This is a genomic window from Tsukamurella paurometabola DSM 20162 (assembly GCF_000092225.1).
Taxonomy (GTDB): domain Bacteria; phylum Actinomycetota; class Actinomycetes; order Mycobacteriales; family Mycobacteriaceae; genus Tsukamurella; species Tsukamurella paurometabola.
The window spans coordinates 3,184,216-3,205,304 of the sequence record NC_014158.1; the positions used below are offsets into that span (position 1 = coordinate 3,184,216).

Below are 21,089 nucleotides of genomic sequence, written 5' to 3' on the forward strand. Positions count from 1 at the left end.
CGGTCTGCGATCTCCCCGTCAGCGCATCGTCGGGATGGAGAACTCGGCACCGTCCTTGATGCCGGACGGCCAGCGCGAGGTGACCGTCTTGGTCTTGGTGTAGAACAGGATCGAGTGCGGGCCGTGCTGGTTCAGATCGCCGAAGCCGGAACGCTTCCAGCCGCCGAAGGTGTGGTACGCCACGGGAACCGGGATCGGGACGTTGACGCCCACCATGCCGACCTCGACGCGGGCCACGAAGTCGCGGGCCGCGTCGCCGTCGCGGGTGAAGATGGCCACGCCGTTGCCGTACTCGTGCTCGGTGGGCAGTGCGATGGCCTCCTCGTAGTCCTTGGCGCGCACGATGCACAGGACCGGGCCGAAGATCTCGTCGGTGTAGATCGACATGTCCTTGGTGACGTGGTCGAACAGCGTGGGACCGAGGTAGTTGCCGCCGGAGAGGTCGGCGTCACCGAAGGTCAGCTCGTCGCTCGCGCGCTCGCGACCGTCGACCACGAGGTCGGCGCCGGCATCCACACCCTGCTGGATGTAGCTGCGGGTGCGCTCGACGGCCGCGGGGGTGATCAGTGGTCCGTAGTCGGCCTTCGGGTCGTGACTGTGGCCGACACGCAACTGCTGCACGCGCTCGACGAGCCGCTCGCGGAGCCGGTTGGCGGTCTCCTCGCCGACGGGCACCGCCACGGAGATCGCCATGCAGCGCTCGCCGGCGGAGCCGTAGCCTGCACCGATCAGAGCGTCCACGGCCTGATCGAGATCGGCGTCGGGGAGGACGATCATGTGGTTCTTGGCACCACCGAAGGCCTGACTGCGCTTGCCGTTCTTCGCGGCGGTCTCGTAGATGTACTGCGCGATATCGGAGCTGCCGACGAAGCCGACGGCCTTGATGTCGGGGTTGTTCAGCAGCGCGTCCACCGACTCCTTATCGCCGTGGACGACTTGGAAGACGCCCTCGGGAAGACCGGCCTCGATGAAGAGCTCGGCGAGGCGGACGGGGACCGAGGGATCGCGCTCGGAGGGCTTGAGCACGAAGGCGTTACCGCACGCCAGGGCGGGGCCGGCCTTCCACAACGGAATCATGGCGGGAAAGTTGAACGGGGTGATCCCGGCGACCACGCCGAGCGGCTGGCGCATCGAGTACACGTCGATGCCGGTGCCCGCGCCCTCGGTGTACTCACCCTTGAGCAGGTGCGGGATGCCGATGGAGAACTCGATGACCTCGATGCCACGCTGGATGTCTCCCGCGGCGTCGGCGAGGGTCTTGCCGTGCTCGCTGGACAGCAGCGAGGCGAGCTCGTCCATGTTCTGGTGCACGAGTTCGATGAACTTCATGAAGACGCGGGCGCGGCGCTGAGGGTTGTAGGCGGCCCACACCTTCTGCGCCTCCTTCGCGCGGGCGACCACATCGTCGACCTCGGCGGTGGTGGCCAGGGGGACCGTCGCCTGGACCGCACCGGTGCTGGGGTCGAAGACCTCGGCCGTACGGCCGGTGCCCTCCACGCGCCGGCCGTCGATGAAGTGCGGGATCGCCCGTGTCGCCATGCTCAGTCCTTCTCTCGATCTGTGGGAAGTCCATCGCGAACCCTTGCGCGATGTGTTGCCCATCACTATATACTTGGATATCCAAGTAATCAACCGGAAGGCGTGAAAGTGACCAGTGCACAGGGGTATCGGGACTTCCTGGCCGCGCGCGACCTGCTCGTGGAGCTCGCGGAGGACTACGACGCGGCCCGTGAGCAGTTCGCCTGGCCGCAGCTCGACGAGTGGAATTTCGCCCTGGACTGGTTCGACCGGGTGGCCGAGAACAACGACGCACCGGCACTGTGGATCGTCGAGGAGGACGGATCCGAGTCGAAGTTCAGCTACGCCCAGATGAGCACCCGCAGCAATCGGGTGGCCAATTGGCTCCGGGAGCGTGGCGTGAACCCGGGCGATCGCATTCTCCTGATGCTGAGCAACCAGGTGGAACTGTGGGACGTCATGCTCGCAGCCATCAAACTGGGTGCGGTGGTCATCCCCGCCACCACGCTGCTCGCGGAGGCCGATATCGCCGACCGCATCGCTCGGGGCGGCGCCAAGCACGTGATCGTGCGCAGCGAGCTGGCCGACCGCGTGCCCGCCGATGCCGATGTGAGCCGCATCGTCATCGGCTCGCCGGTTCCCGGTTGGGAGACCTTCGCGTCCGCGTACACCGCCTCCGAGAAGTTCACCCCCACGCACACCACGCACGCCGACGACAGCCTCCTGCTCTACTTCACCTCGGGCACCACCAGCGCGCCCAAGCTGGTCGAGCACACCCATGCGTCGTACCCCGTCGGGCACCTGTCCACGATGTACTGGATCGGCCTGCGCCCCGGCGACGTGCACCTCAACGTGAGCTCCCCCGGCTGGGCCAAACACGCATGGAGCAATGTCTTCACCCCCTGGATCGCCCAGGCGTGTGTGTTCATCTACAACTACAACCGGTTCGACGCGGCAGCCCTCATGAGCCAGATGCAGCGCGCCGGTGTGACCAGCTTCTGCGCACCGCCCACGGTGTGGCGCATGCTGATCCAGGCCGATCTCGGCGCGCTGACGTCACCACCCCGGGTGGTTGTGGGCGCCGGCGAACCGCTCAATCCCGAGGTGATCTCGCGGGTCCGCGATGCCTGGGGCGTCACCATCCGTGACGGCTTCGGCCAGACCGAGACCACCGTCCAGGTGGCGAACACGCCCGGCCAGCAGCTCAAGGACGGTTCCATGGGCCGCCCGTGCCCCGGCTACGACGTGGTTCTCGTCGATCCCGCGACCGGCGAACAGGGTGTCGACGAGGGCGAGATCTGTCTGCGGCTCGATCCGCGGCCCCTCGGCCTGATGGTGGGATACCACGGCGACCCGGAGAAGACCGCGAAGGTGATGGAGGGCGGGGTTTATCACACCGGCGATGTGGCCTCACGCGATGCGGAGGGCTACCTGACCTACGTGGGCCGCACCGACGACGTGTTCAAATCGAGCGACTACAAGATCAGTCCTTTCGAGCTGGAATCGGTTCTGCTGGAACATGAGGCGGTCGCCGAAGCGGCGATCGTCCCGGCACCCGACGAGCTGCGGCTCGCGGTCCCGAAGGCGTACATCGTGCTCGCCGAGGGGTACGCACCCACCGATGAGACCGCGCGGTCGATCTTCGACTACAGCCGCGGACACCTGGCCCCCTACAAGCGCGTGCGCCGGATCGCCTTCGCCGACCTGCCGAAGACGATCAGTGGCAAGATCCGCCGGGTGGAGTTGCGCAAGGCCGAGGAGCAGGGCCTCACCTCGCAGGAGTTCCGCGAGGACGACGTCAAGGCGTGACCTCGTCGCGCGACCGATAGTGATTGCCGTGTTTCGCATCATGAACTAACCTGCAGCACATGACGACTCCCGCGCCACCCGCCCTGCTCCTGCAGGACCTCTACCTCGCCTTCGGGAACAAGGAGGCGGTGTCGGGCGTGTCACTGTGGGTGCCGCAGGGATCGATGTTCGGCCTGGTGGGACCGAACGGCGCGGGCAAGACCACGTCGCTGTCGATGGCCGTGGGCCTACTGCGGCCGGGCCGTGGGCGGAGTCTGGTGTTCGGCGTGGACGTGTGGGGCGATCCGCTCACCGCGAAGCCGCTCATCGGCGTGCTCCCCGACGGGCTCGCGTTGCCCGATCAGTTCACCGGGCCCGAACTCCTCACCTACCTCGGCCGCCTGCGCGGGATGCCAGAATCCGTGATCGCGCAGCGCCGCGACGAACTGCTCTCCGTACTCGGTCTCGCCGATGCCGGCGGCACCGTGATCGCGGACTACTCGGCGGGCATGACGAAGAAGATCGGGTTGGCCGCCGCCCTGCTGCACGGCCCCCGGCTGCTGGTGCTCGACGAGCCCTTCGAGGCCGTCGATCCCGTCTCCAGCACGTCGATCCGCGCCATTCTCGTGGACTTCGTGCACAGCGGCGGCACGGTGATCCTCTCCAGCCACGTCATGGCCACCGTCTCCGAGCTGTGCACACACGTGGGCGTGATCAACGCGGGCCGGGTGGTGGCCGCGGGCACGGTCGATCAGGTGCGCGCCGGCGGCACTCTCGACGAGGCTTTCGTGCGACTCGTCGGTGGCGCCGCGCACACCGGCGGACTGTCCTGGATGCAGTCGTGACCGGAGCGAACGCCGCCGCGGCCCCGGCGGCGGGCCTCAATCGCACCGTCGCGCAGATGCAGTGGACCCTGTACAAACGGCGCGCCCGAGGCGGCCGGCTGGCACTGAACATCATCGTCGGAGTCGTCGCCACCCTCGTCGCACTGGGCTTGGTGCTGGGATCCGTGGCGATCGGTGTCAGCGGCGACGCTGCGGGCGGTGCGTGGATGGCCGCCGCGCTCGCCGGGATCGGTGCGATGTGGGCCTACCTGCCCGCGCTGTCGGGATTCTCCGATAGCACTCTGCAACCGCGCCAGTTCACCCTGCTCCCGTTGCGGCCGCGCCCGTTCGCCCGCGCGTTGTTCCTCGCCTCCCTCATCGGGATGCCCTTTCCCATCACCGTTCTCGCCTGCTGCTTGATCGTGGGGTACGCGATCGGCCGGGCGCCGATCACGCTGCTGGTGGCCCTGCCCGCCGTCCCCCTCACGGCGCTGCTGTTCGTGGCCCTGTCCCGGGTCATCTCGCTCGGCCTCTCCCAGGCGATCCGGTCGCGCCGCGGCCGCGAGCTGGCGATGCTGGCCTTCGTGGTGGTGTTCTGCGTGCTCTACGCGGGCCAATTCATTCTCAACCAGCGCATCGGCGAGACCATCGACAGCGGCGGTCCTCGTGCGGCGTACGCGATCCCGTTCGCCTGGGGCATCACTGCGGTCGAGCGGGCCGCTCAGGGCCAGTGGCTGATCGCGGTTTGCGCGCTGCTCGCACTTGCGACGCTGTGCGGTTTACTCCTGCTGGCCTGGCAGGCGTTGGTGGGCAGGCTCTTCGACGGCCGGGTCGCGCCGCCGACGGCCGAGCGGTCGGCGCGCAGCCGCACCAACTATCGACGCCAGGGCTGGCGCGCGAGCCCACGCGGCGCGGTGATCGCGCGGGAGCTCTCGGCGTGGCGGGGCGATGTACGGCGCCTGTACCAGCTCCTCCCCACCCTGGCCTTCGCCGTGATGAGTGCGGTGATGCCGCTGTTTCTGCCGGACTTCCCGTTCAACGCCCGCTGGGGCGCCTACTTCGTCCTGATGATGGCGATCATGGGCGCGATGAACCTGTACGGCTTGGACGGCAAGACCTTCTGGCATCTCGCGATGGTGCCCGCAGCGGCCTCCGCCGATGTTCGCGGCCGGCAGATCGCGTGGGCCGCCGTCACGCTGCCGATCGCTGCGGTCTCGGCGGTGGTGGTGCGGTTGTTCGGCGACGATCCGTGGGACCGGATCGAGGTGCCGATCGCGGTGACCGTGGTGATGCTCGGAGTAGGCGCCGGAGCGATGATCGCAGGCTCGGCCACCGTGCCGTACCCGGTACCGGATGCGAAGAAGATGATGTCCTTCTCGACGCGGAACTCCGCTGGCGGAGCGGCCATCGGCTGGACCTTCGGCGCACTCGGTGTCCTGGTCCTGACGACGGTGCCGTGCGCACTGCTGGCAGCGCTGTTACCGGCGCCCTTCCGCTGGCTCGGTGTGCTGCTCGCCGTCGTCCTCGGTGCCGTCGGCTGGTGGTGGGGCGGACGAGTCGCGACCCGCCGGCTGGTCGATCGCCCTGATCTGATCCAGTACCAGGTGACTCGCGGCTGACGCATTCCGTCGATCCGTGGCGCGTTCGAGCCGATCCGCATACTGTCCGGCTCATGCTCACGTACGTACTCGATGTCCGGGACCTGTCGGATGTGCGGTTCGTGCTGGCCCCGCTCAACGAGACCGCCTTCAGCCTGTTCCACCTCGACCAGGAACGTGCGACCGCCCCGCACCTGCGGCGCTGGCACGAGAACGCGCAGGCGCAGCGCGATCTGTACGATCATCGACTGATCCGGGCGTTGATCGCCCCGTCGGGCAATGCGATCCCGGACTTCCTCACGCCGATGCCCGACACCGGCGTCGCCCGGCCCTCCTTGGCGGACGGCCTCCATGCGGTCGCGGCGACCGATCCCGCAGTGGTGCACGCGCAACTCGACGAGCTACGGGAGGGGCAGCGGCCGTCCCCCGCCTTGGCCAGGCTGCTCGACGCGGACGATGCCGGCGCGCGGATCGCCGACGCCCTGGAGCGCTACCACCGGGTGACGATCGCGCCGGTCTGGCCGGCGGTGAATCGGATCCTGGAGTCCGACATCACCTTCCGCGGCCGGGAGCTGGCCCTGGGCGGACCCACACAGCTGTTCACCTCGCTCACCCCGCATGTGAGCTGGGACCGCGACGGCGTCCTGCGACTCGATCTGGCCTACGCCCGGAACGCGGGCGAATATTCAGCGGCGGGAAGGGGACTCACACTGATTCCCAGCGTCTTCGTCACCCGCCTGGTGAGCGCCCACTCCCCCGAGTTCGCGGCGCCGCACGTGGGCTACCCGGCCCGCGGCAGCGCCACCCTCACGGAATCGATGCGGACGGTGCCGCCCGGAGCACTGCGCAGGCTGATCGGCGGCGCGAAGGCCGATGTTCTGCACGCGCTCGACGAGGCGGTCTCGGTCAGTGAACTGGCGCGGCGTCTCGACGTGACGCCGCCTGCGGTCTCCCAGAGCTTGCGCGTGCTCCACGAGAACGGGTTGATCGATCGAGCCCGCAGCGGCCGCGAGGTGTTGTACCGGCGGTCACCCGACGGTGAACGCTTGGCTCGCGGCCACCGGTCCTGACGCGAATCAGGCGCGCAGGTAAGCGGGGCCGGTGTACTCGGGCTGGGAAGCGACGAAGCGCGTGAGAACCGAACGCACTGCGGCGGCGAGGCCCGCGGGGCGGGGCGCACCTGCGGGGCGGGAAGCCTCGTCGTGCAGGTCCGCGAGGCGGGCGTAGACGGACGCGGTCATCGGGTCGATCGCGAGATTGTGGTGGTGACGGAATTCGCTCATGCCACCAGTAGACCGAGCCGTGGATCGGAGTGCCAATCCTTAAGCAATAGGCTTAATAGTGATCGGGAACACTGTGCTCCGCACCACAATTGACGTGCCGGCGGCCTCCATTCCGAATCCTTTCTAGGTTCACGTGTGAGATCGTGAAGCCCTGGTGCCCGGTCCACGTGAGCCGCCGGGTGCCCGAGAGCGGCAACGCCACGAGACCAGGGGACGACGGATGATCGAACTCGCCCAGCGCGCAGAGCAGACACTCGCGCCGGACGTGTGGGCCTATCTGATGCGCGGCGCGCGGCGCGGCGAATCCCCATGGGAAAACTGGCGGTTCGCTCCACGGGTGCTTCGCGATGTGCGATCGATCGACACCTCGACCAGCCTCTTCGGCACCTGGCGCTCGCCCATCGGCGTCGCTCCGACTGCCTTCCATCGCCTCGTCCATGCCGGCGGCGAGACGGCGTCCGCTCGTGCCGCGGTCGAGTGCGGCGCCCCGTTCGTGCTGTCCATGCGCGCCACCACACGGATCGAAGAGGTGGCGGCCGCGGTAGGCGGCCCCTGGTGGCAGCAGGTGTACCTCATGCGCGACCGCGGAATCACCGATGCCCTGGTGCAGCGTGCCGCGGCAGCCGGAGCAACGGCGTTGGTGCTTACCGGCGACACCCCGTACGTGGGTCGCTCCGGCGGCCGCGGGCTGCCGCCGCTGGACGATGCCCTCGCGCTGGTCAACGTCGCGCAGCACCTCGCTCCCGGTGCCGACGCATGGGAGTCCATCGAGCAGAACGCCGGAGCCGTCGTCGACGACATCGGACGGCTGGCCGACCTGACCGGGCTACCGGTCATCGTCAAGGGCGTTCTGCGCGCCGACGAGGCTCGGCGGTGCGTCGATGCCGGCGCGGCGGGCGTCTGGGTGAGCGACCACGGCGGGCGACAACTGGGCCGTGCCATCGAGCCGGCGCGGGCGCTGCCCGCGATCGCGGCGGCGATCGGATCCGATGCCGCGGTCCTCGTGGACGGCGGCGTGCGCGACGGTCTCGATGCGCTGGCCGCACTCGCGCTCGGCGCGGACGCGGTCTTCGTGGGACGGCCGATCCTCTGGGCCTTGGCCTCCGCCGGCGCCGACGGCGTCCGCTCCGTTCTCACCGGGCTGCAGGACGAACTCCGGCACTCCATGGGCCTGGCCGGGGCCACGTGCATCAGCGAGCTCTCACCGGATCTCGTCGTGCCCCGCTGACGACATCGGGGCCGCGTGGCGGCCACCGGTCCGTATCGTGGGCCCGACAGCCCATCCCAGGAGGAACTGCATGCTCACCGGTCGCGCTCTACTGCTGGACATGGACGGCACGCTGGTCGATTCGCACGCCGTGGTGGAGCGGTGCTGGACCCGATGGGCACGGGAGAAGGGCCTCGATCCCGCTCAGGTGCTGGCCGTCGCGCACGGCCGGCAGGGCCACGCCACGATGGCGCAATTGCTGCCGGATCGCCCCGTCGAGGTCAATCTCGCAGAGAACCGTGCACTGCTCGCGCAGGAGACCGCCGACACCGAGGGCATCGTCCCCATTGCCGGCGCGCCCGCCTTCCTCGCCGCGCTCGACGGTGCGCCGCACGCCCTGGTGACCTCCGCGGACGTCGCACTGTCGACGGCGCGCATGAGCGCGGCGGGTCTACCTCTGCCGGCGGTCCGGGTGACCGCCGAAGACGTGCGCGCCAGCAAACCCGACCCGGAGGGTTTTCTCCGTGGCGCCGCGCTCCTCGGGGTCGCTCCCGCCGACTGCATCGTCTTCGAGGACTCGGAGGCCGGTATCGCCGCAGCCAAGGCCGCCGGAATGCGGGTGGTCGGGGTGGGCGCGCAGGCGGCGCGCCTGTCTCCCGACGCGCAGGTGGACGACCTGACCGGGGTCGGCGTCACCGTCGATGACGCGGGTATTCACGTGCGCCTCTGACCGGCTCCTGGACCCCGGATGAGACGGATGGTCGGCCCGGCGACATAGACAGGGTGTGACGTCCACAATGAGCATCGACGAGACCGGCGACCGCGCCCTGCTCGCGCGTGCCGGTACGGGTGACGCCGACGCGTTCGCCGCGATCTACGACCGGCACATCAGACCCGTGTACTGGCAGGCCTACGCGGTCCTGCGTGACGCCGACGCCGCGCAGGAGGTGGGCCAGGACACCTTCCTCACGCTGTGGCGGCGGATCGAGGAGGTACGCGTGGTCGACGAATCGGTACTTCCGTGGCTCCTTGCCACCGCCCGGTACACGGCGCTCAACGCGGGCCGGCGGCTGTCCGTCGTGCGGGACCGGTCAGCGCCGCTCGACGGAGATGGTTCCGTCGCAGACCCGGCTCCGTCACCCGAGGATGCGCTGCTGGCGAGCGAGGTCAGGCATCGGATCGACAGCGCCGTCGCGGCACTCTCGCCCATCGACCAACGCCTCTATCACCTCTGCGTGGAGGGCGAACGAACCTACGACAGCGCTGCGAACGAGTTGGGCGTGACGCACGCCGCCGTCCGTAATCGCGTCTCCCGGCTACGCACCCGCCTGCGCGCCGACCTGAGCACCCTGAGGGAGCAGTCATGAACACCGCCGACACGATCCTGACCGACGACCGGATCGACGCCATGCGCCGCACCGTGATGAACGAGGTGAACCGGGACGTACGGAGTCGCCGAGACGCCCGCCGCAAGCGCACCCTGGCCCTCTCCGCGGCGGCGGCGGTCGCTGTGGTCGGCGTGGGTGGCGGCGTCCTGGCCGGCGTGCTCACCGCCGGAAACACCTCATCCTCACCGGTCCAAGGCTTCGCGGCACCCCCGGCCACCGAGACGCGTAGTGCGCCGGTCACCGGTGCCGAGCCCGTGGCACCGAAGGGCGCTTCCGGTGCGGCGGCCGGCGCTCCGACGCCGGTCGAATCGCCCACTCCGGGTCCGACCAGTAGGCAGGTGATCACGACGGGGTCGGTGGACCTGACGGCCGCCGATCCCGCTCAGGCCGCCCGGGACGTGGTCACCGAGGTCGAGCGCGCCGGGGGCCGGATCGATGAGCGCTCCGAGACCGGTGGCGAGAACGAGTCCGCCCGCCTGACGGTGCGTCTGCCCACCGACCGGGTCAACGACGCGGTGGCGAAGATGTCCTCGCTCGGCGAGGTCGGTTCGGTACAACTTCAGCACGAGGACGTGACGGGAACGGTGGTCGATCTCGACGCCCGCATCCGCGCCACCCAGCTGTCCGTGGACCGGCTCACCGCGATCCTGGCCCAGGCGAGCACCTCCGACCAGGTGGTCCAGGCCGAGGGCGCACTCACCCAACGGCAGCAGCAGTTGGAGAGCCTGCAGTCGCGACGCGCGATGATCGGCGAGCAGGTCGCGCTCTCCACGGTGACGGTGAACATCACCGCCGAGCAGCAACCGGCGCGCAGCGGGTTCTCCGATGGCCTGCGCTCCGGCTGGACCGCCTTCACCACGGCCGGGCGCTGGCTGGTGGTGGCCGCCGGCGCCCTCCTGCCGTGGATCGCCGTACTGCTGGTGCTCTACGGCGGCTACCGCGTTCTGCGACGGGTCCGGTCGCGATCCGCCGACGCCGACGACTAGGAGGGCACGACCAGCGCGGGCGATCCCGCGCCGAGTGCCGGGGCGGACGCGGAGCGAGACGACGGTGCGGGACGCGTCGGCGGCGGAGCCACGGGAGCGCCGAGGCCACCGAGCCCGGAGAGCACGTCGAAGGCGATCTCCCCGGTCTGCCACAGCGCGAGCACGGCACCGTCGGCAGCGGGGCGCGCCCCGGGACTCTGGAGTGCGAGACCGTTGGCGAAGGTGAGGGTGTTGTAACCGTCGTCCGCGGCGCGCAGCATGAGGTTCGATGCGACACCGGCCCCGACCAGGCGGTCCAGGCCCTGACCGAAGAAGTAGAAGGTCCACAGCCCCCACAGATCGGCGTTGTAGATCCGCTTGCTCCGCTCCGGAATCACGTTGCCGTTCTTCGCGATCGCATCGACGATCCGGTAGAAGTCTAGGGCGTTGCGCGGGGTACTGCGGGTGACTGCCACGCTGTGCGCGAGGTCGACGGTGATGTGCGCGTTGTATCCCGCCATCGCGACTCGCCCGGGTGGGAGGTCGCATCGTCCGGCCAGCCGGAAGTAGTTCGCCCACCAGGAGGGCACCGCTGCGCCAGTCCACTGCGCGTGGATCGCGAACAGATAGCGGCTCACCAGATCGATCGAGAGCGCCTTGGCGTAGTGCGGATCGTTGAGTCCGGCCTCGTCGCGCTGCGTCGGGATGACCGCGTCCCCGATCACCCCGTCCATGCCGACGCCGAACAGGCCGCGCCAATCGCGATGCGCGGCCAGAATATCCGCGATGTCGCGCTGCCGGGCGGTGAGATCATCGAGAGTCGCGAACGTCGGATCCCCCCGGGTGCCCCGCAGGTCCGAACGCGCGATGATGCGATCGTTCTCGGATCGGCTCAACGCGCTGACACCGCAGTAGTGCGATGGGTTCGCCCGTACCGGCGCGGCGCCGACTGTGGCGCCCACCGCGGCAGCCGCGACGAGCATCACGCCGACCAGGGCCGACCGTGCGTGCTGCCGATCGGTCATCGCGTGGTTCTCCATTCGCCCAGCAGATCTGCGGTGTCAGTCTAGAGCGGGTACCGCCCGCCGGACGAGCGATCGGATCAGAGCTCGCCGAGGGATACTCCGGGGTCGGCCAGCCGGGCGGAATCCACGATGCGCCGCGAGGTGATCAGCGCGCGCACATCGTCGCCCACATCCCAGACGTTGACGTTCATACCGGCGATCACCCGACCGTCGGCGAGCCAGAACGCGACGAATTCGGTGGCGTCGAGATCGCCGCGGATCACCACGGAGTCGTAGCCGGTCGACAGGCCCACATATTCCATACCGAGCTCGTACTGATCGGTGAAGAAGTACGGGAGACGGTCGTACACCTCGGCGCCGCCCAGCATGTTGGCCGCGGCGACGCGGGGCTGATTGAGTGCATTCGCCCAGTGTTCCACCCGGATCCGCCTGCCCAGCAGCGGATTGTCGGCGGCAGCGATGTCGCCGACGGCGAAGATGTCGGGATCGGCGGTGCGCAGGCCGGCATCGACGTCGACTCCGCCATCGGTGATCGGGAGACCCGCGTCGGCCGCGAGGTCGACGTTGGGCTCGGCCCCGATACCGACCAGGACCGCATCGGTCGCAATTTCCTCTCCGCCGCCGAGCACGAGCCCCTTACCGCCCGGGAGCACCGATTCGACGGTCGTGGCCGTGCGCAGATCGACGCCGTGCGCGCGATGCAGGTCCGCGAACACCTGTCCGAGCTCGGGACCGAGGGCCCCCACGAGGGGCTGGGCGGCCGGCTCGACCACAGTGACCTCGAGCCCGGCTCCGCGTGCTGCGGCGGCGGCCTCCAGTCCGATCCATCCCGCCCCGACGACACCGAGGTGTCCCCCGCGAGCGAAGACCTCACGCAACCGGTCGCTGTCGTCGAGGGTACGCAGGTAGTGCCCCCCGTCGGCACCGGGCAGCTCGCGCGCACGGGAACCCGTCGCGAGAAGCAGTTTGTCGTACCGCAGGGACTCGCCGTTCGCGAGCGTCACGGTGTGCTCGGCCCGCTCGATCTCGGTGACCCGGACACCGGTGCGCAATGCCACATCGTGCTCGGCGTACCACTGCTCATCGAGAGTGAACACGTCGTCGCGATCGGACGTGCCTTGCAGATAGCCCTTCGACAGCGGTGGCCTCTCGTAGGGCCGGTGGTGCTCCGCGCCGATCACGGTGAGTGGACCGTCGTGACCCTGATCCCGCAGAGCCTCCGCGGCTTTCGCAGCCGCAAGGCCGCCTCCAACGATGATGATCGCAGCCATGACTCGACGGTAGCCCCCGTGCGCCGGGTCCGAAACCCCTCGGGTCTGCGGCGTTGCAGTTGCCCTCCGGCTGATCGAGGCTTGCCGAGGGTCCGCGCGATGAACGGCTGCGACGTCAGCGATTGTCCTGCACGTAGTCGCGCAGCTCGTCGAGTTTGCGGCGCGCCGCGTTCAACTCGCGGATCCGGGCGTCCAGCACACCGCGGCGTTCGCGGATCGTGGCCAGCGCCGCATCCACCTCGTCGGCCGACGCCGGTGCCTCACCGCACACGATGCCGACGAGTTCGGCCGTCTCCGCCGCCGACAGGCCGGCCTCGATGAGACAGCGGGCATCGTTGACGGTCCGCACATCGGTCTCGGTGAACACGCGGTAGCCGTTGGCCTCGCGACCCGGCGCGAGGATGCCGGTGGCCTCGTAGTGCCGGATCATCCGCGGCGTCGCCCCGGTCCGGGCGCACAGATCACGCATCTTGAGCCCGGCCTTGACTATGACACTGATGTCAGAGTTCATGCTTGTCAGTATGACTGAAACACCCGACCGATTCCGCACTCTCATCGTCACGGCACATCCCGACCCCGGTTCCGTGACGGGGCGCGCTGCGCGGGCCGTCGCGGACGGTTTCCGTGACGGCGGTTTCGCGGTCGACGCGCACGACGTCCTCGCCTTCGACCCACGGTTCGCCGCGGCCGATCTTGCCGCCTATCGCGACGGTGCCGCCGGACTCCCGCCCGACGTCCGGTCCGAACAGCGCAGACTCGAGCGCTACGACGCGGTGGCGATCGTCTTCCCGGTGTACTGGTGGACCCTGCCCGGCGCACTCAAGGGGTGGATCGACCGGGTCTTCACCCGTGGCTGGGCATACGACGATACCGGCGCGGGCACTGCCCTGTCGGCACCGAAGCGCCTGTACTTCTTCGGAATCGGAGCCACGAACGAGGCCACCTACACCAAGCACGGATACGAGGCCGGGATGCACGCCCAGCTTGTGGACGGCCTGGCCGGCTACATGGGCGCAGCGGATTCCGAGCTGGTGCTGCTGTACGACGGCGAGTCCACCGATGCCGCCGCGCACGCCGCCCGCGATGCGACTGCGCGATCGCGCGCCGCGGCGATCGCACGCCGCGCAGGGCGCACCGACGACGCCGCCTGAGTCACCGCTGGCGACCTCGTTGCGCACCGTCGAAATCGCGGCGCTGAATCATTGCCGCCCGACGCGAGAGGAGAGCTCGGCGAGACCGGAACCGGTCAGCTCGGCCAGGGCGATGGTGCGGCCGCTCACTGCGAGCAGCAGCGCCAGCGTGTGTCCGGCGACCTCCGCACCGTCGCCGAACACGAGATCCGAATCGTCGGCGACGAGGCGCAGGCCCGTGAGGTGTTGTTTGGCACCGCCCATCGCCGTGCTGGTGCGGGCCTGCAGTCGCAGCGCGCGAATGACGGCCCAGAGGGGGTAGTCGCCGATCGCACCGAGGGGCCGTCGGATGTCCTCACCGTGCACGATCGCCTCGACCAGCCGCGTATCGAGCGGTGCGGGCGGGGTGGCGGTCGCGTCCGCCACCGCACGGAAGGCGGCGAGCATCTGCGCGGCGGTACCGCGCTCCCGCTCGACACCGTTCAGATTGTCTCGGTCGAAGTCGAATCGAGCCGTGATCATCCCGCGCACGAAGCCGAGTCGGGTGGTCTTCGCGGTGGAGATCTGGTGTGCCGTCACATCGCGCACGCTCCACCCCGGGCAGAGCGACGGGGTGTCCCAGCGGGATTCGTCGACGGTGGAGAGGAAGTCGATGAGTGCGCGCCGTTCGGCGTGCACCATGGGCCAGACGTCGGACATAGGGCTCCCTTGCTGGTGCGGCGCGAACCCCACCCTAGTGCGGATCGCCGCGCGGCGGCGCAGTACCGGCGAGCTACCCGCGCCGCGCGGCGAGGTACGCCCGCTCGCCGGGATCTGTGGTCAGTGAGATCGCCTTGTCGTACGCGGATTCCGCGCGCGGGTCACCGAGGCGGCGTAAGAGGTGGGCCCGCAACGCCCAGGCCGATTGCAGCCGTTCGGTATCCGGTATCGCGTCGAGCGCGGCCAAGCCGGCCTCGGCACCGTCGAGCTCACCGGTGACCGCGGCGAGCGCGACGGCCCCACCGCGGGTCGGTGCGATCGCCTGCAGCGAGCCGTACAGCCCGTGCAGCGTGCGCCAATCCGGTGCCGCGCCGGGTGCCCGGGCACAGTGCACGGCGCCGATAGCAGCCTCGAGCTGGAATCGTCCAACGGTGCCCAGTGCGTGCGCCGCGCGCAGGTGACGGTGTCCGAGGGCGATGAGATCTCGGTCCCAACGACGCGGATCCTGTTGCGGCAGTGGAACGAAACCACCGTCGCCCGCGAGCCGTGCGGGGAGCCGGGCGCTGCTCAGGTACAGCGTCGCCGCGAGACCGTGGGCTTCGGCGACGGTGGGTGCGGTATCGGTGATCGTCTCGACGAGGCCGAGCAGAAGAGCGTGTCTCTCGCGCGGCGGCGTGGGCCACTGAAGGCTGTACGCGCCGTACACGGCCTCGAGGACCGCGTCGATCCTGGCGCCGACCTCCGCGCCCTCGGGGATCGTGAAGGGCACCTGGTCGCGCTGGATCCGCTTCTTGGCGCGGGTCAGTCGCGCAGCCATGGTGGCGGTGGGGATGAGGAATGCGCGGCCGATCTGTTCAGCGGTGAAGCCGAGCACGGTGTTGAGCATGAGCGGCACGGCGGCGTCGGCGACGTCGGGGTGGGCGCACACGAGGAGTAGCTCGAAGCGCTGGTCGGGCTGGTCCGGCAGAGCGGGGCCGTCGTGCACGTCATCGAGCGGGACGGTGCTGCGCTGCGCCGCCGACTTCCAGTGGTCGCGCTGGCGGTTGCGTGCGACGGTGAGCAGCCAGGCGTCGGGATCGTCGGGCACCCCGTCGACCGGCCACCGCGTGAGGGCGCGCTCGAAGGCGTCGGCGAGCGCATCCTCCGCGGCGGCGAGGTCGTGGGTGCGGGCCGCGAGCAGGGCCAGCAGTCGACCGTACGAGGTGCGGGCGGCGTTCTCCGCCCGCACCGTCGCGCCGGCATCCATCAGTCCGTGCAGGCCGCGGCGTTCCACACGCCGTCCTCGCAGGCCGCGGCGACCTTCCGGACTTCGATCACGGCGTACTGGGTGGCCGGGTGCTTCTGCGCCCAGGCGATCGCGGCGTCCTGATCCGGCACGTCGAGGATGAAGACACCGGCGAGCACCTCGCGGGTGTCGGCGAACGGGCCGTCCTGGATCCGCAGATCGCCTTCGCGGCGGGTGACGGTGACGGTCCGCGCAACCGGCTCCATGATCTCGGCGCCGACGAAGACGCCTGCGGCGTGCAGCGCGGCGGTGTAGTCGGCCATGGCCTGCTGCATCTGCAGTAGCGCCTCGGTAGGGATGTCCCGTCGGTGGGCTCGGCGTTGTTGAGCAGTAGTGCGTAGTGCATGGTTCCTCCTGATGTCCACTCTGCCCCAGGGTGGGGCACAGTGATGACGATCGACGTGCGGAGGAATCGACAGCTGTGCGCTACTTCTTGTCGAGCAGCGTCAGGACGCCCTGCGCAACCGGGTGAGCACTCGCGGGATTCTGCCCGGTCACGACGTTCCCGTCGGTCACGGCGAACGGAGCCCAGGCCTCGTCGGCCTCGATGTAGGTCGCACCGCGCTCGGCGATCCGCTCCTCCAGATTGAACGGGACGATGGCGTCGAGCCCGGCCAGGACCTCTTCGTTCCAGGAGAAGCCGGAGATGCGGCGGCCTGCGATGAGCGGCGCACCGTCGGCCTTGGTGGCGCCGAGCAGACCGGCGGTGCCGTGGCAGACGGCGGACACGACCTTTCCCGCCTCGTCGAACTCGCGGAGCAGGGTGGCCAGGCGCGCGTCGTCGGGGAAGTCGAACATGACGCCGTGGCCGCCGGTGAGGTAGATCGCGTCGAAGTCGGAGGCGTCGATGTCGTTGAGCGAAGGAGTATTCGCAATGCGCGCCATGAATGCGGGATCGTCGTACCGGGCGCGGGTACCGCCCTGCGCGAGCACCTCGTGGCCGAGCGATTCGGGATCGATCGGAACGAAGCCGCCGTCGATGCTGGCGATGGTGGTGGTGTGACCCGCAGCCTCGACGGCGTCAACGAAGTGCGTCAACTCGCCGAGCCAGAGGCCGGTGCGGCGCCCGCTCACGCGGTACGACGGCACACTGGTGGTGACGACCAGGATGTTGCTCATGTTCCACTCCTTATTGTTTGCACGACAACTCAAACGTATCACATATCAGTTGTTCTGCAATTAATATGTGAAGCGTTGATACAATCGGTCGGTGGCGGAACATGAGGAGACCTGCGACTTCGGGTGGTCGCTCGGAGTGCTCAATAAGGCGTACGCCGACGAGGTGGCGCCGATCCTGGAACGGCTGCCCCGCGGGGTGCGCGGCTATCAGACGCTGTACGCGGCGGCGACCTACGATCTGCCGACGCAGTTGGCGCTCGCCGAATACCTGATGATCGACAAATCCGTCATGCCCTACGTGGTGGACGATCTCGTGGCCGCCGGACTGGTGACCCGCGAGCCCTCACCGACCGATCGTCGGACGCGGCGTGTGGTGCCCACGGCAGCAGGCCTCGCTGCGTTGTCCGATGTGAGCGCGGCCGTGGGGGCGGCCGAGGCGCGACTGCTGGGTCCGCTCTCCCCCGATGACGCCCAGGCCTTGCGGCGCGCCGTGGCGATCGTCGCGCGCACCTCCCGTGACGGTTAGGCCTCGATCGCGAGGTGGAGCAGTGGGTACGGACGGCCCTCGCCGTCGGTCTCGCTTCGCCCGGTGATGACGAAGCCCTTGCGGGCGTAGAAGCCCACGGCCTGGTCGTTCTGTTCGTTGACGTCGACGGTGCGCACGCCCTGCTCGGCGAGGACGTGGTCCACCAGAGCGGAACCGATTCCCCTTCCGCGGGCGGCGGCGTCGACGAAGAGCATCACCAGATCACCCCCGGCGGTGCCTGCGAACCCCACCGAGTGGCCGTCGAGATCGGCGACGGTGAGCCGCACCTGCGGGAAGTACACCCCCGCCAGATCGCGCTCGATCCTGTCCCGGTCGGCATCGGCGAGGAAGTGGTGTGTCGCATCGACGGCACTGCGCCATATCCGCACGAGTCGTGGGTACTCGTCGGGGCCGGAGGCTTCGCGCAGCTCGATCACGAGTGGGATTGTGCCCGATCCGTCGCGGCTGATGCGATCGGATTTCCTTGCCGGCGGTACTGTCGCGACATGAGCTTCACCGGATTCCCCGAGGCGGCGCTGGACTTCTACGACGACCTCGAGGCGGACAATTCGAAGGTGTTCTGGGAGGCGCACAAGGACACCTACCGGTCGGCCGTCGCCGAGCCGATGACCGCGTTGACCGAGGAGCTGGCAGACGAGTTCGGGACCGCCAAGATCTTCCGGCCGTATCGTGACGTGCGCTTCTCCAAGGATAAGACGCCCTACAAGACACATCAGGGTGCGTTCATCGCGGTGGGCCCGGCAACCGGTTACTACGTGCAGATTGGAGCGCCGGGCGTGCGGGTGGGCGCCGGATTCTACGACGCCAGTCCCACCCGCCTCGCCGCCTTCCGCAAGGCCATCGACCACGAGCGGTACGGGCCCGAACTGGAGCAGATCGTCGCGAAGCTGGGCCGCAAGGGCTGGGAGATCGGCGGCGACACGCTCAAGACGGCACCGCGCGGGTGGGACGCCGATCATCCCCGGATCGAACTGCTCCGCCACAAATCGCTGACCGCCATGCGCGACTACGGATTCGGCGAGATCATCCATTCACACAAGCTGGTCGCGCAGATCCGCAAGCACTGGCGCGAGAGCGCACCTCTCCTCGACTGGCTCGTCGAGCACGGGGACCGCTGACCCTGGAGGCACGATGACCGGCGACCTGCTGCTCACCTGCGACATCTCCGACAAAGCACGCGCGGTACGGCGTCACGGCCAATGCGATCATGCCGGGTTGGATCGAGACCGAAATGACCGCCGCATCACTCGGCAACAGCCGGCTCGCTTCAGCGGTGTCGTCACGGGTTCCGGTGCGCCGCTTCGGCGATCCTGCCGACTTCGCGGGCATCGCCGTCCATCTCCTGTCGCGGGCCCGCAGCTATCACAACGGCGACCACCTCGTGATCGACGGCGGTTACCACCGCTTCTGAGCTCAGTCGTCGAGGGCGCTGACGGCGATGCCGTAGGGCAGGAAGCGGACCTTCCGCGTGGCGTCGGTGTTGTGCTGATGCGCGCGCAGCGCCTCGATCTCGGTCTTGAAGACCTGCTCGACGCGGGCGCCACCGTCGTCGGCGGTGGCGATGATGGCCCACACGCCGTCGCCCGCCTCCCCCGCCGTCTCGGGCTCGCGTCGCGTGCGGCGGCCTGCCTCGTCGAAGAGGCTTCCGAAGACATCGCGACCGCCTGCGGCACCGCCGACGATCCGGCCCAGCATGTCGCGGGCCTCCCGGGCGATATCGTCGAACTCGCCCGGTCCGAATCCGAACGGATTCTCGTTCCCTGCCATGGTGGACTCCCTGGTTCGTTTGCTCTCTCATTCCAGTGTCCACGCCGGAGGCCGTCTCGGCCAGTGCCGATCAGCCGTGAGCAGACGGCGAGGTCAGTTCCGCAGCGCGGCGAGCGCCCGGTCGGCGTGGACCTGCATGTTCACCTCGGAGGCGATCACATCGGCGACGGTGCCATCGGCCCGGATAGCGAACGTGGTGCGCTTGGTGGGCATACCGGCGAGCTTGAGCAGGCCATCGCGGCGCACGCCGTAGGCCGATGCCACGGCGCCGTCGGCGTCGGAGAGCAGCGGGTAGCCGAGCTCGTGCTTCGCGGCCCATTCCTGCTGCTTCGCCACTGCGTCGCGGCTGATGCCGATGCGCTGCACGCCGGCCTCGGCGAACTCCGCCGCCAGGTTGCGGAAGTGGCACGCCTCCTTGGTGCAGCCGGGCGTGAACGCCGCGGGGTAGAAGAACAGCGCGACGGGGCCATCGGCCAGCAGGTCGCTGAGCTTGCGCGGGTGGCCGAGCTGATCGGATAGCTCGAACTCGGGGGCCTTGTCTCCGGGTTTCATGTCCCCAACGCTAGCGCGTCGACCACGGCCGCTACCCGCCGCTCGCGGGTCTCGACACGCTTGGCCTCCGCCACACCCCGGGCGTACTCCTTGCGCTTGGTGTAACTGAGGGCGTCGAAGGCGGCGCGCACCGCCGGGTCGGCGTTGAGCGCAGCGGCGAGGTCCTCGGGAAGGTCGACGGTGCGCTCGGCATCGTCGAGCTCGATGGTCGCATCGACGGTGTCGCCGATCTCGACCGCGAGCTCCTTCCGTGCGGCCTTCGACATCCCGATCATGAAACAGCCGCCCATCGATGCCAGGCGCAGCCGTGCGGAGCGTTCGCCGATGGTGACTCGGACCGCTGCTCGCTTACCGCCACCGAGCTCGTCGACCTGGGCTTCGGTGAGCACGATGGCGGTGGCCGGTCCGGTGGGTTCGAGAGTGGTGTGCACGGTGAGGGACATGTCGTCATGCTCCCTGATCCGACGGTCCGCCGCCCACACCGAACTCGTTGCCATCGGGGTCGCGGAAGATCGTCTTCCGCACGCCGTTGTCGTACACCTCCTGCGAATCCGGCCGGAGACCGCGGTCTGCGGCGGCGGCGAGGAAGCCATCCAGATCGTCGACGAACAGCGCCACCGAGCTGTGACCGGCGTGCACAGGCAGCACTTCGGCGTAGACATGGCAGTGCTCGGCGAGCGTCCAAACGTGTTCGGTGTCGTTCGGTGCGAAGGTCTCGACCGGTCCGAAGAGCTTGTCGCCCCAGGCGATCGACTCGGACAGGTTGCTCACGGCGATACGGGCGAACAGATCCACGACTACTCCTCTCACCGGTCCCAGTATCCGGTTGCAGCGTCGGTCGCGGGCGGGAACGGCACGCTCGCTCCGCGAGGAACCGGTCGACGGCGCCGCGCGTGCGGAGGCGGCGGATCTTCGGACCGTGGATGCGGGCCGCTGCCGCGTATCGGGCGCGGACACGGGGATGGGAGTTCCAGGCCCAGCCGAGGACCGTGTCGTCACCTCGCCAGAAGAACAATCCGGCGATCGACTCCCGGTTGCCGTTCCACAGCTGCTCGCGCCGCAGCACCCGACTGACGGTGCGCCGGCACACCCGCCACATCACCCGCCAGCGCGGTGGGTCGAT

General features: G+C 69.2%; 25 protein-coding genes and 1 pseudogene. 12 read left to right on the forward strand and 14 right to left on the reverse strand.

Annotated elements, in window-relative coordinates; genetic code table 11:
- Window positions 1-18 precede the first annotated feature (18 nt).
- Window positions 19-1,539 (reverse strand): CoA-acylating methylmalonate-semialdehyde dehydrogenase, encoded by a 1,521-nt coding sequence (locus TPAU_RS15360; RefSeq protein ID WP_013127670.1) that lies wholly within the window; start codon window positions 1,537-1,539, stop codon window positions 19-21.
- Between the two features lie 108 nt (window positions 1,540-1,647).
- Between TPAU_RS15360 and TPAU_RS15365 the strand changes: the two genes are divergently transcribed.
- The 4 genes from TPAU_RS15365 to TPAU_RS15380 are packed head-to-tail and all read left to right on the forward strand — an operon-like array spanning window position 1,648 to window position 6,798.
- On the forward strand, window positions 1,648-3,327 hold the full coding sequence (locus tag TPAU_RS15365; RefSeq protein ID WP_013127671.1) for an AMP-binding protein: 1,680 nt from the start codon (window positions 1,648-1,650) through the stop codon (window positions 3,325-3,327).
- A 59-nt stretch (window positions 3,328-3,386) separates the two neighbouring features.
- Entirely contained in the window at window positions 3,387-4,151 is a 765-nt protein-coding gene (locus TPAU_RS15370; RefSeq protein ID WP_013127672.1) for an ABC transporter ATP-binding protein, read from the forward strand.
- A complete protein-coding gene (locus TPAU_RS15375) occupies window positions 4,148-5,749 on the forward strand; it encodes a hypothetical protein (RefSeq protein ID WP_013127673.1) in 1,602 nt (533 codons plus the stop codon). The genes TPAU_RS15370 and TPAU_RS15375 overlap by 4 nt, the downstream gene beginning before the upstream one ends.
- Before the next feature lie 53 nt (window positions 5,750-5,802).
- Window positions 5,803-6,798, forward strand: coding sequence for an ArsR/SmtB family transcription factor (locus tag TPAU_RS15380; protein ID WP_013127674.1), 996 nt, complete (start codon window positions 5,803-5,805; stop codon window positions 6,796-6,798).
- Between the two features lie 6 nt (window positions 6,799-6,804).
- Here TPAU_RS15380 and TPAU_RS15385 read toward each other — a convergent pair whose 3' ends face one another.
- Window positions 6,805-7,011, reverse strand: a complete 207-nt coding sequence (locus TPAU_RS15385) for a hypothetical protein (protein ID WP_013127675.1) — start codon at window positions 7,009-7,011, stop codon at window positions 6,805-6,807.
- Between the two features lie 220 nt (window positions 7,012-7,231).
- Here TPAU_RS15385 and TPAU_RS15390 point away from each other — a divergent pair, with 220 nt between their 5' ends.
- From TPAU_RS15390 to TPAU_RS15405, 4 genes are all read left to right on the forward strand, one after another.
- Window positions 7,232-8,239 carry an alpha-hydroxy acid oxidase gene (locus TPAU_RS15390; RefSeq protein ID WP_013127676.1) on the forward strand — a complete coding sequence of 336 codons (1,008 nt, stop codon included), beginning with the start codon at window positions 7,232-7,234 and terminating at the stop codon, window positions 8,237-8,239.
- 70 nt (window positions 8,240-8,309) lie between these two features.
- Window positions 8,310-8,948, forward strand: coding sequence for an HAD-IA family hydrolase (locus TPAU_RS15395; protein ID WP_013127677.1), 639 nt, complete (start codon window positions 8,310-8,312; stop codon window positions 8,946-8,948).
- 67 nt (window positions 8,949-9,015) lie between these two features.
- On the forward strand, window positions 9,016-9,585 hold the full coding sequence (locus tag TPAU_RS15400; protein ID WP_013127678.1) for an RNA polymerase sigma factor: 570 nt from the start codon (window positions 9,016-9,018) through the stop codon (window positions 9,583-9,585).
- Window positions 9,582-10,592: a DUF4349 domain-containing protein gene (locus tag TPAU_RS15405; protein ID WP_013127679.1), complete on the forward strand. Its 1,011-nt coding sequence runs from the start codon at window positions 9,582-9,584 to the stop codon at window positions 10,590-10,592. The genes TPAU_RS15400 and TPAU_RS15405 overlap by 4 nt, the downstream gene beginning before the upstream one ends.
- Here TPAU_RS15405 and TPAU_RS15410 read toward each other — a convergent pair.
- The 3 genes from TPAU_RS15410 to TPAU_RS15420 form a co-directional block, all read right to left on the reverse strand.
- A complete protein-coding gene (locus tag TPAU_RS15410) occupies window positions 10,589-11,596 on the reverse strand; it encodes a DUF5995 family protein (RefSeq protein ID WP_013127680.1) in 1,008 nt (335 codons plus the stop codon). The two genes, TPAU_RS15405 and TPAU_RS15410, sit on opposite strands and share 4 nt — an antisense overlap.
- A gap of 77 nt (window positions 11,597-11,673) precedes the next feature.
- On the reverse strand, window positions 11,674-12,867 hold the full coding sequence (locus TPAU_RS15415) for an NAD(P)/FAD-dependent oxidoreductase (protein WP_013127681.1): 1,194 nt from the start codon (window positions 12,865-12,867) through the stop codon (window positions 11,674-11,676).
- Between the two features lie 115 nt (window positions 12,868-12,982).
- Complete coding sequence (locus tag TPAU_RS15420; RefSeq protein ID WP_049825868.1) at window positions 12,983-13,378, reverse strand: MerR family transcriptional regulator; 396 nt, start codon at window positions 13,376-13,378, stop codon at window positions 12,983-12,985.
- A gap of 10 nt (window positions 13,379-13,388) precedes the next feature.
- Between TPAU_RS15420 and TPAU_RS15425 the strand changes: the two genes are divergently transcribed.
- Window positions 13,389-14,018, forward strand: coding sequence for an NAD(P)H-dependent oxidoreductase (locus TPAU_RS15425; RefSeq protein WP_013127683.1), 630 nt, complete (start codon window positions 13,389-13,391; stop codon window positions 14,016-14,018).
- Window positions 14,019-14,066: 48 nt separating this feature from the next.
- Here the strand turns inward: TPAU_RS15425 and TPAU_RS15430 are convergent, their stop codons facing one another.
- The 4 genes from TPAU_RS15430 to TPAU_RS15445 all read right to left on the reverse strand — a co-directional run bounded on the left by TPAU_RS15430 (window position 14,067) and on the right by TPAU_RS15445 (window position 17,100).
- A complete protein-coding gene (locus TPAU_RS15430; RefSeq protein ID WP_013127684.1) occupies window positions 14,067-14,696 on the reverse strand; it encodes a maleylpyruvate isomerase family mycothiol-dependent enzyme in 630 nt (209 codons plus the stop codon).
- A gap of 73 nt (window positions 14,697-14,769) precedes the next feature.
- The gene (locus TPAU_RS15435; RefSeq protein ID WP_013127685.1) at window positions 14,770-15,969 is read right to left on the reverse strand and encodes an RNA polymerase sigma factor; all 1,200 of its coding nucleotides are present in this window, start codon (window positions 15,967-15,969) and stop codon (window positions 14,770-14,772) included.
- A complete protein-coding gene (locus TPAU_RS15440; RefSeq protein WP_013127686.1) occupies window positions 15,942-16,256 on the reverse strand; it encodes a YciI family protein in 315 nt (104 codons plus the stop codon). The genes TPAU_RS15435 and TPAU_RS15440 overlap by 28 nt, the downstream gene beginning before the upstream one ends.
- 151 nt (window positions 16,257-16,407) lie before the next feature.
- A complete protein-coding gene (locus TPAU_RS15445) occupies window positions 16,408-17,100 on the reverse strand; it encodes a type 1 glutamine amidotransferase domain-containing protein (protein WP_013127687.1) in 693 nt (230 codons plus the stop codon).
- Between the two features lie 91 nt (window positions 17,101-17,191).
- Between TPAU_RS15445 and TPAU_RS15450 the strand changes: the two genes are divergently transcribed.
- Window positions 17,192-17,626 (forward strand): MarR family winged helix-turn-helix transcriptional regulator, encoded by a 435-nt coding sequence (locus TPAU_RS15450; RefSeq protein ID WP_013127688.1) that lies wholly within the window; start codon window positions 17,192-17,194, stop codon window positions 17,624-17,626.
- Here TPAU_RS15450 and TPAU_RS15455 read toward each other — a convergent pair.
- Window positions 17,623-18,063, reverse strand: coding sequence for an acetyltransferase (locus TPAU_RS15455; protein WP_013127689.1), 441 nt, complete (start codon window positions 18,061-18,063; stop codon window positions 17,623-17,625). The two genes, TPAU_RS15450 and TPAU_RS15455, sit on opposite strands and share 4 nt — an antisense overlap.
- 69 nt (window positions 18,064-18,132) lie before the next feature.
- On the opposite strand from TPAU_RS15455, the gene TPAU_RS15460 reads away from it, so the two are divergent.
- Window positions 18,133-18,765, forward strand: coding sequence for a DUF2461 domain-containing protein (locus tag TPAU_RS15460; RefSeq protein ID WP_013127690.1), 633 nt, complete (start codon window positions 18,133-18,135; stop codon window positions 18,763-18,765).
- A 68-nt stretch (window positions 18,766-18,833) separates the two neighbouring features.
- Window positions 18,834-19,058 (forward strand): annotated as a pseudogene (locus tag TPAU_RS15465) (SDR family oxidoreductase); the annotation flags it as partial.
- 2 nt (window positions 19,059-19,060) lie between these two features.
- Here TPAU_RS15465 and TPAU_RS15470 read toward each other — a convergent pair.
- The 4 genes from TPAU_RS15470 to TPAU_RS15485 all read right to left on the reverse strand — a co-directional run bounded on the left by TPAU_RS15470 (window position 19,061) and on the right by TPAU_RS15485 (window position 20,761).
- Window positions 19,061-19,414, reverse strand: coding sequence for a hypothetical protein (locus TPAU_RS15470; protein ID WP_013127691.1), 354 nt, complete (start codon window positions 19,412-19,414; stop codon window positions 19,061-19,063).
- Window positions 19,415-19,507: 93 nt separating this feature from the next.
- Window positions 19,508-19,966 (reverse strand): peroxiredoxin, encoded by a 459-nt coding sequence (locus TPAU_RS15475; protein WP_013127692.1) that lies wholly within the window; start codon window positions 19,964-19,966, stop codon window positions 19,508-19,510.
- Window positions 19,963-20,409 (reverse strand): YdeI/OmpD-associated family protein, encoded by a 447-nt coding sequence (locus tag TPAU_RS15480; protein WP_013127693.1) that lies wholly within the window; start codon window positions 20,407-20,409, stop codon window positions 19,963-19,965. Before TPAU_RS15480 ends, TPAU_RS15475 begins: the two co-directional genes overlap by 4 nt.
- A gap of 4 nt (window positions 20,410-20,413) precedes the next feature.
- Window positions 20,414-20,761, reverse strand: coding sequence for a VOC family protein (locus TPAU_RS15485; RefSeq protein ID WP_013127694.1), 348 nt, complete (start codon window positions 20,759-20,761; stop codon window positions 20,414-20,416).
- Window positions 20,762-21,089: the final 328 nt, after the last annotated feature.

Bases quoted from the DNA above. Each gene is read 5' to 3' on its own strand.
- TPAU_RS15360 (WP_013127670.1), bottom strand. From the start codon at position 1,539: ATGGCGACACGGGCGATCCCGCACTTCATCGACGGCCGGCGCGTGGAG.
- TPAU_RS15370 (WP_013127672.1), top strand. From the start codon at position 3,387: ATGACGACTCCCGCGCCACCCGCCCTGCTCCTGCAGGACCTCTACCTC.
- TPAU_RS15380 (WP_013127674.1), top strand. From the start codon at position 5,803: ATGCTCACGTACGTACTCGATGTCCGGGACCTGTCGGATGTGCGGTTC.
- TPAU_RS15385 (WP_013127675.1), bottom strand. From the start codon at position 7,011: ATGAGCGAATTCCGTCACCACCACAATCTCGCGATCGACCCGATGACC.
- TPAU_RS15390 (WP_013127676.1), top strand. From the start codon at position 7,232: ATGATCGAACTCGCCCAGCGCGCAGAGCAGACACTCGCGCCGGACGTG.
- TPAU_RS15395 (WP_013127677.1), top strand. From the start codon at position 8,310: ATGCTCACCGGTCGCGCTCTACTGCTGGACATGGACGGCACGCTGGTC.
- TPAU_RS15400 (WP_013127678.1), top strand. From the start codon at position 9,016: ATGAGCATCGACGAGACCGGCGACCGCGCCCTGCTCGCGCGTGCCGGT.
- TPAU_RS15405 (WP_013127679.1), top strand. From the start codon at position 9,582: ATGAACACCGCCGACACGATCCTGACCGACGACCGGATCGACGCCATG.
- TPAU_RS15410 (WP_013127680.1), bottom strand. From the start codon at position 11,596: ATGACCGATCGGCAGCACGCACGGTCGGCCCTGGTCGGCGTGATGCTC.
- TPAU_RS15415 (WP_013127681.1), bottom strand. From the start codon at position 12,867: ATGGCTGCGATCATCATCGTTGGAGGCGGCCTTGCGGCTGCGAAAGCC.
- TPAU_RS15420 (WP_049825868.1), bottom strand. From the start codon at position 13,378: ATGAACTCTGACATCAGTGTCATAGTCAAGGCCGGGCTCAAGATGCGT.
- TPAU_RS15425 (WP_013127683.1), top strand. From the start codon at position 13,389: ATGACTGAAACACCCGACCGATTCCGCACTCTCATCGTCACGGCACAT.
- TPAU_RS15430 (WP_013127684.1), bottom strand. From the start codon at position 14,696: ATGTCCGACGTCTGGCCCATGGTGCACGCCGAACGGCGCGCACTCATC.
- TPAU_RS15440 (WP_013127686.1), bottom strand. From the start codon at position 16,256: ATGCAGCAGGCCATGGCCGACTACACCGCCGCGCTGCACGCCGCAGGC.
- TPAU_RS15445 (WP_013127687.1), bottom strand. From the start codon at position 17,100: ATGAGCAACATCCTGGTCGTCACCACCAGTGTGCCGTCGTACCGCGTG.
- TPAU_RS15460 (WP_013127690.1), top strand. From the start codon at position 18,133: ATGAGCTTCACCGGATTCCCCGAGGCGGCGCTGGACTTCTACGACGAC.
- TPAU_RS15470 (WP_013127691.1), bottom strand. From the start codon at position 19,414: ATGGCAGGGAACGAGAATCCGTTCGGATTCGGACCGGGCGAGTTCGAC.
- TPAU_RS15475 (WP_013127692.1), bottom strand. From the start codon at position 19,966: ATGAAACCCGGAGACAAGGCCCCCGAGTTCGAGCTATCCGATCAGCTC.
- TPAU_RS15480 (WP_013127693.1), bottom strand. From the start codon at position 20,409: ATGTCCCTCACCGTGCACACCACTCTCGAACCCACCGGACCGGCCACC.